Source organism: Polynucleobacter sp. MG-Unter2-18 (assembly GCF_018687675.1).
Lineage (GTDB): Bacteria > Pseudomonadota > Gammaproteobacteria > Burkholderiales > Burkholderiaceae > Polynucleobacter.
Window position 1 is genome coordinate 1,492,724 of record NZ_CP061302.1, and the last position, 13,124, is coordinate 1,505,847.

Annotated in this window: 9 protein-coding genes and 1 pseudogene; all 10 read right to left on the reverse strand. The window is 46.3% G+C overall.

Translation table 11 applies throughout. The annotated features are described in order from the left end of the window. Nucleotides 1-31: 31 nt before the first annotated feature. Nucleotides 32-3,184 carry a CHAT domain-containing protein gene (locus tag C2759_RS07830; protein ID WP_215354383.1) on the reverse strand — a complete coding sequence of 1,051 codons (3,153 nt, stop codon included), beginning with the start codon at nt 3,182-3,184 and terminating at the stop codon, nt 32-34. Between the two features lie 116 nt (nt 3,185-3,300). Next, nucleotides 3,301-4,320: an ADP-glyceromanno-heptose 6-epimerase gene (gene rfaD / locus C2759_RS07835; protein ID WP_215354386.1), complete on the reverse strand. Its 1,020-nt coding sequence runs from the start codon at nt 4,318-4,320 to the stop codon at nt 3,301-3,303. Further along, nucleotides 4,317-5,246 carry a D-glycero-beta-D-manno-heptose-7-phosphate kinase gene (gene rfaE1 / locus C2759_RS07840; protein ID WP_215354390.1) on the reverse strand — a complete coding sequence of 310 codons (930 nt, stop codon included), beginning with the start codon at nt 5,244-5,246 and terminating at the stop codon, nt 4,317-4,319. Before rfaE1 ends, rfaD begins: the two co-directional genes overlap by 4 nt. A 48-nt stretch (nt 5,247-5,294) precedes the next feature. Next, on the reverse strand, nt 5,295-6,659 hold the full coding sequence (locus tag C2759_RS07845) for a UDP-glucose/GDP-mannose dehydrogenase family protein (protein WP_215354393.1): 1,365 nt from the start codon (nt 6,657-6,659) through the stop codon (nt 5,295-5,297). Nucleotides 6,660-6,705: 46 nt separating this feature from the next. After that, nucleotides 6,706-7,917 (reverse strand): lipopolysaccharide assembly protein LapB, encoded by a 1,212-nt coding sequence (lapB, locus tag C2759_RS07850; RefSeq protein ID WP_215354396.1) that lies wholly within the window; start codon nt 7,915-7,917, stop codon nt 6,706-6,708. A 108-nt stretch (nt 7,918-8,025) separates the two neighbouring features. Continuing rightward, a pseudogene (locus C2759_RS07855) lies at nt 8,026-8,322 on the reverse strand (integration host factor subunit beta); the annotation flags it as partial. Between the two features lie 51 nt (nt 8,323-8,373). After that, a complete protein-coding gene (gene rpsA, locus C2759_RS07860; protein WP_215354398.1) occupies nt 8,374-10,047 on the reverse strand; it encodes a 30S ribosomal protein S1 in 1,674 nt (557 codons plus the stop codon). 167 nt (nt 10,048-10,214) lie between these two features. Further along, entirely contained in the window at nt 10,215-10,877 is a 663-nt protein-coding gene (gene cmk / locus C2759_RS07865; RefSeq protein WP_215354401.1) for a (d)CMP kinase, read from the reverse strand. Nucleotides 10,878-10,889: 12 nt separating this feature from the next. After that, a complete protein-coding gene (gene aroA, locus C2759_RS07870) occupies nt 10,890-12,209 on the reverse strand; it encodes a 3-phosphoshikimate 1-carboxyvinyltransferase (protein WP_215356728.1) in 1,320 nt (439 codons plus the stop codon). 8 nt (nt 12,210-12,217) lie between these two features. Then, nucleotides 12,218-13,099, reverse strand: coding sequence for a prephenate dehydrogenase/arogenate dehydrogenase family protein (locus C2759_RS07875; protein ID WP_215354404.1), 882 nt, complete (start codon nt 13,097-13,099; stop codon nt 12,218-12,220). Between the last annotated feature and the right edge of the window lie 25 nt (nt 13,100-13,124).

Consider the following 13,124-nt stretch of genomic DNA (forward strand, 5'->3'; position numbering starts at 1 on the left):
AATAGTTAAAAGTGATTTGATAGATATTAAATCAATCGCCAACCACTACAAAAGGAGCCCAAAACAAGGGGTGTGCATAGGAGTATTTCATCGTATTACCTTCTTTCATGCCGCCTTGATCTACTTGATTTAGCATGGCCTGACGCAATAACTCAGCCTTGCTGGTACCTTGAGCTTTTTGCTGGCTTTTAAATAGATCAGTCATCATGGTTCTAGACGCCGCAGAATCAACTGGCCAGTTAGATACTAAGAGTGCTTTAGCACCAGCAAAAAAGAAGGCTCTACCCAAGCCTGAGACTGCTTCAGAACCAGCACCCTCTCCGGCAGCAGTGTTACATGCGGATAGCACTACCCAATCAGCATCGAGCTTTAAGGTGAGTACCTTATCCATAGTCAGAAGTCCGTCATCTTTATCACCTGTCACATCCGGGGAGGATAGTGCCAATGCGGGCTGAGTAAGACCATTGAGCTCTCCCGGAACTAAACCATGAGTAGCAAACATGACTACCTTGCGATCAGAGAGATCAGTAGACATGACTTGCTTCACAGAAGCTTGGCGATGCAAGAAGATATCGCCATCTCCAGCACCAATCGCCTTACCAATCTCTTCAAGCTCAAGACTGGTATCTGGTAAGCGAGGAAGCAAGGCCAGCTCCGCAGAACTTACACCAGAGGTCTTAGGCGCACTACGCAATGACAGTGGAATACCTCTAGTCGCAAGTTGAGTAGCCTTTACTTGTTTTTGCGCAGACTTTTCTTGTTCGCTACTAAAGTAAGGATCACCAAAACCAATAAAGTTTTTGCGATTTGGATTACCGGCTGGTAATGCACGTAAGGCTGTTAAAGCAGTAACAGAGGGGACCTGCGCAACGGCAATATCCCGCGTTAGCCAAGGAACAGTTTTATATCCACTAAATGGTGTGGCGCCACCTTTGGCAGGTTGAGATGTTGGCTTGGTAACTAACAAGGATAAGGGCAGTTGACCAAGCTCTGCATGCGGCACGGTCAACATCACTTTCTTACCAATAAATGCACTCTGCACTGGGGCAAGAACTTGTTGATAAAGTTGATTTGCTAAAGCCACATCGAATGGCGGAATCTCGTCGATCGTAGCAACGCCTGGATCTAAAGACTTACGTAGTTGCGCTACCTCTTTTGCAATTTGGGCACGACCAACAGCAAGCTGAAAAAACTGCACCGGTTTATCTTTGCTAATTGCCCAAACATAACCCACGCTATCTGTGAAATACCATGAGACCAAAACTTCATCAGGCTTTAACGCTTTTTGAGTTCGTTCTACAGAGGGTGGTTTTGGCTCAACTAGCTCAGCATAGTCCGGAAACTTTTTCTCAATCTCTTTTTTCAGATCCTCACGCTGGGATTTAAAGGTAGCGATGTCAGTACGAATCTTGGCTTGAGCAGCAGGGAGTTGTTGCGCAGTCGGGGCAGATAATAATCCAGTCAAAAGTTCCGTCAAAGTATTGATACGTTGTTGCAAATCTTGTTCACGGCGAGCTAAAGATGCTAGTTGCGGATCGGAAATAGTCGCGCGAGCTGCACTTGAAGTAAGGGCACGCTGTACACCGCTCCCACGAGCAAGATCAGCAATTTGGAAGGCTTCAGCAGCCGCCGCCCCTGATGAATCTGTCTTTGCTTGCTGGGCTAAAGAGGCTAAATACTCCTCTAAAACAAAGATCATCCTTTGGGTTTGCCGTATCGTTATGGTGGAATTTTCTGAATCATTTCGCGCCTGATCAATCAGAATCGGAATGGATTGCTTGAACTCAGATAGTGCTTGAGAACCTTGTCCTGACACTTGAAGCGCAGATGCATTAAATGCTCTGATTGCCGCAAGACGTGGCGAACTCATTTCCATTCGAGCGCCCGCCCTAGAAAGCATATCTGTAGTCATGGCCACAGCCTGGGATGCTTTACCTGTTTTAACTAAAGCAATAGCCCAATCGAGATCGCCGGATTGATAACTTGAGGCAAGCTCAGGATCGCTCTTAATACCATCCAACATTTCATTGAATATTTTATCTGCCTGTACATATTTACCATCCGCAGCCAATGATGTACCTAAGGCTTTTCTTGCTGCCGCAATTAATGGAGATGCAGAATAATTTGTTGATTGCATTGCAACCTTGAGGGCTGCCTGAGATAACATTACCGCCTCAGCCTGACGCCCTTGCTCGCTAATAATTTTTGACAAGGTTAATAATGCAAAACAAGTGCTTGCAGAATTCACCCCCTCGCGATTAATCGCCAGTACAACCGACTCTCTCGCCCAATATTCAGCATCAATTAAACGTCGCTGACCTAGAAAAGCATTTGCTAGTTGGTTATATAAACCAACTCTTTGCCCATAGGCATATCTGGGCGTACTTGAAATATCCTGCAATACTCTGACCTCATTATCCAAGGCATCTTTATTACTATCTTTGACGTTGTCAAGAATAGTTTTATTTAAGCTCAGAGCAGTTCTAAAGCTCCTCTCGGCTTCAATAAATTTACCTTCCGACATAAATACTCTGCCACGAGCCCGCTCGTAACCCAATTGCCAGTTAGTTTTATATATAAAGTTTGGATTTCTAGCTACGCTAATTAGATTAGAGTAGTCATTTTCAAGGGTGGCCAAGGCTTTATTAGCGCATTCAAAATCTCCCATTCGCAAACATATATTGACAATATTTTGCCCAGTACTAATCTTCCAACCGCCAAGATTATTAGGAATCATTGCTTTTGTTTCTTCAGCTATTTTTTTAGCGAGAACTAGGTGGCCCCTTAATGCCTCCTGCTGGGCATACTGCATTCTTTCATCTAACTGCATTGCAATGTCGAAGCTGGGGTGGTCAATTGCAGCTTTTTTAAAATTCTCTAAAGCTTCTTTGGAGTTTTCTAGTGTATTTTCAGCAACAGCACGCTGATAGTAGTAATTATTTAGGTCGCGAGGGTCATTTGTCGATGGCAGAGGTTTAGTAAGTACTTTTTTTGCCTTTTCTATTAGAGCCTGATCCTGTCGAGTCTGACTCAATATCTGCAAAATATCCTTCACATCTCTAGGCGGAGCCTTCACATTCTCAATATCTACTTCATCTTTATTGGGGACAGCAAATGAAAAATTAGACAGCACTGTTATGCTGCAGCATAACAATAGTGATTGAATTAGCGAGTGCTTACGCATAGAAAACTCCTAGTTTTTATAAGCAATATATTAGCCTAAAATATGGTCAGAGTCCCCAGGTAGAGACTCTCTTAAGCCTTCAGAGTTACCAACTCACAAGAGGGTTGGCGCTTGACTTAAAGGGGGTTCGCCAAAAAGCCTGAGTTGGCCTCAAGCCACTCAACATAGCGACTGACACCCTGCTCCACATTGAGGAAGGGTTCTGAATATCCTGCAGCACGCAGTTTGGTTAAATCCGCTTGCGTAAAGCACTGGTACTTACCTTTGAGTACATCTGGGAATGGGATGTACTCAATTGCCTTTTCTTTGACCAACTCTTCTAAGCTAGCAGGATTGGCGTTATCGATTTTGCGCATAGCATTAGCCACCGCATGAGCAACATCATTAAATGGTTGTGCACGACCACTACCGAGATTAAAGATCCCGCTGATTTCTGGATGATCCAAGAAATATAAATTCACTTTCACTACATCTTCTACTGATACAAAGTCACGACTTTGTTCACCAGCAGCATAACCACCATATTCACCAAAAAGCTTTACCTTGCCATTAGCTTTATATTGGTGATATTGGTGAAATGCCACTGAAGCCATACGACCTTTATGCGATTCACGTGGGCCGTATACATTGAAGTAACGGAAACCAACCACTTGTGCAGCATTGGCTTTTTCAGCAAAGCGCTTACGCATTACTTGATCAAATAGGAATTTGGAGTAGCCATAAATATTCAATGGGTTCTCATGCTCGCGACTCTCTATAAATACATCTGAGCCACCATAGGTTGCAGCTGAGGAGGCATAGAGTAATTGCACTTTTTTCTCTGAACAGATATCGAGCAAATCCATGGTGTAACGGAAATTATTTGCCATCATGAAGATGCCATCGGTTTCCATCGTATCGGAGCAAGCCCCTTCATGAAAGACTGCTCTCACTTTGCCAAAACGACCGCTTCTAAATGCCTGCAGAAACTCGTCTTTATCAAGATAATCAATGATGTCTAAATCCGCAAGATTGCGATACTTATCAGCGGGGCGTAAATCATCGACCGCAATAATATTTTTCTCGCCACGGGCATTGAGCGCCTGAACAATATTGGCGCCAATAAAGCCAGCCGCGCCGGTCACGATAATGGTCATTGCAATTCCTCAGAAGTAACGGTAGCTGTACCCAACTTACCAACCACAATACCACCAGCCCGATTGGCCAAAGCCATCGCTCTTTCAAGCGGCCAACCTGCTGCCATTGCCACTGCGAGAGTGCCAATGACCGTATCACCAGCGCCCGATACATCAAATACTTCACGCGCTTGCGCTTTAACGTGACTAACGCCTGCCTCAGTGAATAAGCTCATACCCTCTTCTGAGCGGGTCAGCAATAAGGCTTCAAGGTTCAATGACTTTCTAAGATCTTGCGCTCTCTTGGTTAAGTCTTCTTCGCTAGTCCACTTACCCACGACTTGGCGGAGCTCGCTACGGTTTGGAGTAAGTACTGTGGCGCCACGATATTTAGCGTAATCGTCCCCTTTAGGATCAACGAGAATCATTTTCTTCTGAGCGCGCGCCTGTTCAATCATCAAGGCTACCTGACCTAAGGCGCCTTTACCGTAGTCAGACAAAATCACCACATCAGCATCACCTACGAGCTTTTCATAGCGCTCTAACTTATGGGCAAGTGCTGACTCGCTAGGAGCCTCTTCAAAGTCCAAACGTATCAACTGCTGCTGTCTTGCGATAACTCGTAACTTCACAGTTGTGGGCACTTTGCCATCAACTTCTAATTGACTATCAACGCCACTGGATTTCAAGAGATCTGTAACGTGTCGTCCTGGCTCATCATCGCCAATTACACCCAAGATCGTTGTCTTAGCACCAAGAGCTGCAACGTTACGAGCCACGTTGGCAGCGCCACCTAAACGCTCATCAATCTTGCCTACTTGAACAACGGGTACTGGCGCCTCAGGGGAGATCCGATTCGTATCACCAAACCAATAGCGATCAAGCATGACGTCACCCACTACCAGCAAGCGGGCTTTAGAAAATTGTTCTCGGTTAGCTTTTTCCACGATGTAACTAATCTCTCTAATCTCTCTTATGGATTTCTACACTTACTATTAATTATGACGACCAATACCCTGGTACTCAATGCCTAATTCTTGCATAGCTTGTGGCTCATACAGATTACGGCCATCAAAGATGATAGGGTTCTTCAGTTTGGCTTTGAGAAGGTCAAAGTCAGGGCTACGGAAGGCTTTCCACTCAGTCACGATCACGAGAGCGTCAGCCCCTTGGGTAGCAAGCATCGGATCATCCACCAAAGTGACTTGTTTAAGACCTTCTGGATTACCTTTAAAGTCCACCTCAAGGCAATGCCGAGTTTCCGGCATCGCTACAGGATCATGGGCCACTATTTGGGCGCCGCGTTTAACTAACTCCTGGATGATGACTCGACTAGGGGCTTCGCGCATATCGTCGGTATTTGGTTTAAATGCTAAACCCCACATAGCAAACTTCTTACCCTTAAGGTCAGCACCAAATCGTTTTTCAATCTTCTCTACGAGAATGTACTTTTGAGCTTCGTTTACTGCTTCAACTGCATCTAGAATCTTTAGGTCGCGACCATACTCAATTGCAGTCTTTGATAGGGCAGAAACATCTTTTGGAAAGCAAGAGCCGCCATAGCCAGTACCGGAATACAAAAAGCCATAACCAATACGGGAGTCTGAGCCAATGCCTTGGCGAACTGCTTCAATATCGGCACCAACTAAGTCGGCCAGATTGGCTAACTCGTTCATAAAAGAAATACGAGTGGCCAACATCGCATTGGCTGCATATTTAGTGAGCTCAGCACTCTTCACATCCATGTAATAGGTGCGCTCATGGTGGCGATTAAATGGGGCATAGAGTTTGCGCATTTGCTCTTTAGCACGCAGACCTGCTGGGGTATTTTGCGTGCCGATCACAATGCGATCCGGGCGCATGAAGTCTTCTACCGCGGCGCCCTCTTTGAGGAATTCTGGATTAGAAACTACCGAGCAAAGCTCTGGTGAGAGCCCTCTTTTATTGAGCTCTTCGGTAATCGCTGCGGAAACTTTATCTGCCGTACCTACTGGCACAGTCGACTTATCGACGATCACTTTAGGGGTGGTCATGTGACGACCGATATTACGAGCTGCCGCTACGACATACTGAAGATCAGCGGAACCATCTTCATCTGGCGGAGTACCAACTGCAATAAATTGAATACCACCATGGGTAACCGAGGCGGCAATATCAGTCGAGAATTGCAGGCGGCCCGCAGCGCGATTGCGCTCAATCATCTCCTTTAAGCCTGGCTCGTAAATCGGCACGCCGCCAGAATTGAGAATCTCAATCTTCTTGGGATCTACGTCAACACAAAAAACGTTATTACCCTGCTCTGCTAAGCAAGCGCCGGTAACAAGACCAACATAACCGCTGCCAATAATAGTGACTTTCAAGATAGCTCCAAATAATTCAATATTTAATTAGTAATTGCCGCTTAGATTACATCGAAGGGCCGCTAGGAACAGCTCCCTCACTGCGTCTTGGAGAGTATGCCTCCCAATGATTACAGCCTGGGCACTGCCAGTAAAAACGTCTCGCACGGAAACCGCAGTTACCACAGGTATAGCGAGCCAAACTGGTCGTACGCTGCTTCAATAAACTCAATGTCGCTTGTAAATCAGAAACTCGCTCTGGAGTGCCATTACCCTCAGCTAACGCCAAACGGGTTTGTGCCAATTTTGAGAGGGCACTCAAACTTGGTGAATGCTGCATCACCTCAACTAGCATCACCTCAGTAGCTTGTGCCCCACGAATTTGGGTCATATGTTTTTGTACAATGTCGAGCAACTCACCAGAGGCTTGGGTTTGCAGCAACTCACAAAGCGCACTTAAACCTAAATCAACCTTATCAAGCGCTGTATGCGCAGCCATCCACCGATCTGCTAGCAAATGCATATAAGCAGGATGTGTCTTCGCAATTACAGCCCATACATCGATTGCCTGAGCTGGGCGATCCATAGCTATCAAATAATCGCCTTGCAAAATGAGTGCACGCGCATGATGCGGGACCGCTTGTAATGCCAATTGAACAGATTGCTCCACCTCTGGTAAATCTTTGCGACGCAATGCTTCTTGACCCAGCTCACAATGAAACTGTGCAATCTCGGTGTGATGTGATTTTCCTTGTAAGGCCTCGAGCTCACTAGCAGCAATGATGGCTTTTTTCCAGTCCCGCTCAATTTGATACATCTCGAGCAGACTCTCTTTTGCTGGGGCAGCAAACTTGCCTTCACCCACACGATTTAATGATGCTTCAGCGCGATCTAATAGACCAGCACGTAAAAAATCACGGCCTAATTCATAGGCGGCGTGGTCTCGATCGCGTGGCTTTAAGTCATCGCGATTAGCCAGATGCTGGTGCACTCGAATTGCACGCTCAGTTTCACCACGGCGACGGAATAAATTACCTAAAGCAAAGTGAAGATCGATTGTTTCTGGATCAAGTTGAGCGATCTTAACCAAGGTTTCAATTGCCTGATCAGGCTGCTCATTTAATAAGAGACTTAAGCCTTTAAAGGTTGAACGCTGCTGACGCATCCGCTCACGCTCATCCATGCGATTTTCAAGGCGCAAATCCCAGCGACTAGCCAACCAGCCAATCCCAAACATGACTGGTATTAATAGCAGCCAAGAGGTAGCAATCTGAATCATGCTGTGCAGAACTTAAATAAAAAAATGGTCCGAATGGACCACTGGATATGCGCTATGTGACTAGGCACCAGAACCCTCTTTAGGGCTCACCTGCTTCAGAGGCTTGTAATCAACACGCTCACGTAATTCTTTACCCGGCTTGAAATGGGGAACACGCTTTTCTGGGATCAATACCTTCTCACCAGATTTTGGGTTACGACCTGTGCGTGCAGGACGGTGATGCAAAACAAAACTGCCAACACCACGCAACTCAATCCGCTTGCCCTCGGCCAAAGCGTGAGTCATTGTGTCTAACAAAGTTTTTACTGCCAACTCTACGTCTCTTGGTAGTAGCTGGGGAAACTGCTCCGCCAAACTCTCCACGAGCTCGGAACGGGTAATTGCTTGTTGCTCTTGATCTGACATATCTATCAATAAAAAACCGCCGCTCTCCTAGTGGAAAGCGGCGATATTGATTTAGCCTTGATTGTCCATTTTTGCTTTTAACAAAGCGCCCAAATTGGTTGTGCCGGACTGCGCATCACCTTGGAGCTTGCTCATAGCATCTTGTTGGTCAGAGCTGTCTTTTGCTTTGATTGAAAGATTGATTACACGTGACTTGCGATCAATATTGATGATCATTGCAGTTACGCTATCGCCTTCTTTCAATACATTGCGTGCATCTTCAACGCGATCTGTTGAGATCTCAGAGGCACGTAAGTAAGCTTCAACTTCATCAGCCAAGTGAATAGTTGCACCTTTGGCATCAACAGCCTTCACAGTACCAGTTACAAGGCTACCCTTGTCGCTTACGGATGTGTAGTTGTTGAAAGGGTCACCAGACAACTGCTTGATACCGAGAGAGATACGCTCTTTCTCAACATCAATAGCCAATACAGTAGCTTCAACTTCATCGCCTTTTTTGTATCTCTTAACAGCTTCTTCGCCTGGTTCATTCCAAGAAATGTCTGAAAGGTGAACCAAACCGTCGATACCGCCAGGCAAGCCAATGAACACACCAAAGTCAGTAATAGACTTGATTGCGCCAGTCAACTTGTCGCCTTTTTGTTGGCCACGTGAGAACTCTTCCCATGGATTTGCTTTGCACTGCTTGATGCCCAAGCTAATACGACGCTTGTCTTCATCAATATCCAGAACCATGACTTCCACTTCGGTTCCTAATGCAGTAGCTTTGCTTGGAGCAACGTTCTTATTAGTCCAGTCCATTTCAGAAACGTGTACCAAACCTTCAATACCAGATTCGATTTCTACGAACGCGCCGTAGTCAGTCAGGTTGGTTACCTTACCGAATAAACGGGTATTTGGTGGGTAACGACGAGCGATACCAACCCATGGATCATCACCAAGTTGCTTCACGCCAAGTGAAACACGGTTCTTCTCTTGATCGAACTTCAAAATCTTTGCGGTCACTTCTTGACCAACAGTCAACATCTCGCTTGGGTGACGCACACGACGCCATGCCAAATCGGTAATGTGCAAGAGGCCATCGATACCACCGAGGTCCACGAACGCGCCGTAGTCAGTAATGTTTTTAACGATACCTTGAACAACGCTACCTTCTTTGAGGTTAGACATCAACTTCGCGCGCTCTTCACCTTGGCTAGCTTCAACAACTGCACGACGTGACAACACTACGTTGTTACGCTTGCGGTCAAGCTTGATAACCTTAAACTCCATCGTCTTACCTTCGTAAGGGCTGGTGTCTTTAATTGGGCGTGTATCAACGAGTGATCCAGGCAAGAATGCGCGGATACCGTTAACCATGACAGTCAAGCCGCCTTTAACCTTGCCGGTAACAGTACCGGTAACGATCTCAGCTTGCTCAAGTGCTTTTTCCAAATTCATCCATGATGCCAAGCGTTTTGCTTTGTCACGGGAAAGGATTGTGTCGCCATAGCCGTTTTCAAGAGCGTCAATAGCAACAGAAACGAAATCGCCAGGAGCTACTTCAATCTCGCCAGCGTCGTTATGGAATTCTTCAACAGGAATAAACGCTTCGGACTTCAATCCAGCGTTAACAACGACGAAGTTATGGTCGATGCGAAGTACTTCAGCCGAAATAACTTGGCCGGTCTTCATATTCGATCGGGTTAATGATTCTTCAAATAGTTCTGCAAATGATTCAGACATTTATATATTCACTTTGTGCCGCCAGAAGGCCTGACGGGTTAGGTTAAAAAAGCCCCAAGAAACACGCTAAATTAGATAATCGCGTTGTAGAGTTTCTTAAGACGCCAAAACAACTTCTACTTCTACTTCTACTTCTACTTCTACTTCTGTTAACTGCCCACCAAAAATTAAGCTGCTTTTGATTGATGCCAATCCAAAACCGTCTTAACTGCTTGATCTATCGATAATTCCGATGTTTCCAGCACTTCGGCGCCGTCTGCGACTAACAATGGGGCTGTACCTCGACTACTGTCTCTGGCGTCGCGCTCTTGTAAATCATGCAACAAGTCCTCTAGTTTAGCAGAAATTCCCTTAGCTATCAATTGCTTATACCGACGTTCTGCTCTAGCCTTGGCTGTCGCCGTGAGGAAAATCTTCAGAACAGCATCTGGAAAAATCACACTTGCCATGTCGCGACCATCAGCAACCAAGCCTGGAGCCACCCTAAAACTATGCTGAACACCCACTAAAGCCTGCCTAACCTCTGGATGTACTGCTATTGCGGATGCGCGCAAACCAATGCTTTCGGTACGAATAGCATCTGTCACATCTTCCGAATTGAGCAAAATTTGGCCATTTTTGAACGAAATCACTAGTTTTGTAGCCAAAATGCCCAGTTCTGGGCCATTTTGAGGATCAATGGACGCTTTTTGACTACCCAAGGCAACCAGACGATATAGCGCCCCACTATCCAGATAATGAAAGCCCAACTTTTCAGCCACTAAGGAGGCGACAGTCCCTTTGCCAGAGGCTGTAGGTCCATCAATGGCGATGACTGGCGGCAAATTCATTAAAAAGGGCTTTTAGGAGACGATCTTTGCAAATTCAGCAAAGTAAGTGGGGAAGGTTTTGGCAACGCAATTAGGGTCATTGATCTGGAGAGCATAGGGGCCAAAAGCAGCTAATGAGAAGCACATTGCCATGCGATGGTCATCATAAGTATCGATACCCTGAGCAGGAGACTTCCAGTCGGCGAATGATGTGGGGGCTTGCACCACGATGTAATCGGCGCCCTCCTCGACAATAGCGCCCACCTTCTTTAATTCCTTGGCCATGGCCGCAATACGATCAGTTTCCTTTACGCGCCAGCTCGCAATATTATTTAAGCGAGTGGGGCCTTCAGCAAATAAAGCCGCAACAGCCAAAGTCATCGCCGCATCCGGAATCTCCGTGCAATCGATCGTGATGCCATTGAGCTTGCCGTTAGCATTCTGAACGCCAGCAACTTCAATCCAATCTTCGCCCGACGAAATCTTCGCACCCATTAAAGCGAGCGCATCAGCAAAAGCCACATCACCCTGAATACTTTCACTTCCAACACCTAATACACGCACTGGTCCACCACCAATCGCGCCAAGCGCCAAGAAGTAAGAAGCAGAAGATGCATCACCCTCCACAGAAAGCGCTCCAGGGCTTTGATATACCGCATCAGAAGTCTTAGCAGGAATCACAAACGACTGCGCATCAGGGCAAGCTACTTTGACGCCAAAGCGCGCCATCAGCTTGAGCGTGATATCGATATAAGGACGAGAAATCAATTCGCCAATAACTTCAATCTTGACAGGCTCTTTTGCAACCAAAGGCAAGGCCATCAACAAGGCAGTCAGGAATTGACTAGAGACATCGCCGCGTACCTTCACCACATCTTGAATTGCAATATCCGCAGCAAGAATCTTGATTGGCGGATAGCCTTCTTGCAATTCGTAATCAATCTTTGCACCCACTTGGCGCAGACCATCTACCAAATCTCGAATGGGTCTTTCGTGCATACGGGGTACACCTGATAAACGATAGTTACCACCTTGCATTGCTAGGGCTGCTGTTAGCGGACGAATTGCCGTACCAGCATTACCCATAAAGAGATCTGCGTTTTGCACTGGGAACTTACCACCACAACCTTCAACCACGCAGACATTATCAGCTAGATCAATTATCGATAAACCCAGCTGGCGAAGCGCATTACGCATCACCTGGGTATCGTCAGCATCTAGTAGATTTTTGAGGGTTGTTGTGCCTGAAGATAGGGCGGCTAGTAACAAGGCGCGATTTGAAATACTTTTTGATCCAGGCAAGACAATTGAGCCTTGTGCTCGCTTGAATGGTCCAATTCTGATATTCGGCAAGCCACTCATCAAAGCTCATCCAAATCTTGGCGTGCTTTACTGGCCTTGTTGAATAACTTCTCCAAGCCTACGCCATCATTCTCAGCAATCAATTTACGCATGTGGTTCACGATGAGCAAATATTGATCAAGCTCTTTAAGAACTGCTGTGCGATTGCCCAAACAAATATCTCGCCACATCTCGGGACTCGAGGCAGCGATACGGGTGAAATCCTTGAAGCCTGCGCCCACATGACTGAGTTTTTGATCAGCATCTTCTGAGTTCACAACACTGGCCATTAATGCGTAAGACAAGAGGTGTGGCAAATGAGAGACTGCCGCATAAATCGCATCATGTTGGACACAGGAAATCTTTTTAACAACGGAGCCAGCTGACTGCCAAAAGCCTTCGATTAAATCTATATCTTGTGGGGAGTTTTCTTGTAGCGGACACAAGATGGTTTGCTTGCCCTCAAATAAATCCGCTTTCGCTGCACTGGCACCATGTTGCGCACCACCCGCAATCGGATGAGCCGGTACAAACTGACAGGCTTTTTTGCCCAAGACTTCTTTGGCAGCCAAAATCACGTCACCCTTAGTGCTGCCCGCATCGGTAATCATTGTTCTGGGCTCAAGATGAGGTTCGATGACTTCAAAGGCTGCGCGCATCTGCGCCACTGGCATGCACAATACAATCACGTCGGCTTGCTTAGCCGCCTTAGCTAGGTCAACTACAGAATCTATAGCGCCCATCTTAAGAGCTTGATCTAGATTCGGGGCACTACGGCCAACACCCAAGACCTGATTGACCACTCCCGCTTTTTTTAATGCTAGACCTAAGGAAGCACCAATCAAACCAACACCAACAATCGCGACGGTTCCGTAATTACTGGATGGATTAATGATGGCCATTGGCTTATGAAATTTTTCTAATTGG

Excerpts from the sequence above, each read along its gene's own strand:
- C2759_RS07830 (WP_215354383.1), bottom strand. The coding sequence starts at position 3,184 with ATGCGTAAGCACTCGCTAATTCAATCACTATTGTTATGCTGCAGCATA.
- rfaD (WP_215354386.1), bottom strand. The coding sequence starts at position 4,320 with ATGACCATTATCGTGACCGGCGCGGCTGGCTTTATTGGCGCCAATATT.
- lapB (WP_215354396.1), bottom strand. The coding sequence starts at position 7,917 with ATGATTCAGATTGCTACCTCTTGGCTGCTATTAATACCAGTCATGTTT.
- rpsA (WP_215354398.1), bottom strand. The coding sequence starts at position 10,047 with ATGTCTGAATCATTTGCAGAACTATTTGAAGAATCATTAACCCGATCG.
- cmk (WP_215354401.1), bottom strand. The coding sequence starts at position 10,877 with ATGAATTTGCCGCCAGTCATCGCCATTGATGGACCTACAGCCTCTGGC.
- C2759_RS07875 (WP_215354404.1), bottom strand. The coding sequence starts at position 13,099 with ATGGCCATCATTAATCCATCCAGTAATTACGGAACCGTCGCGATTGTT.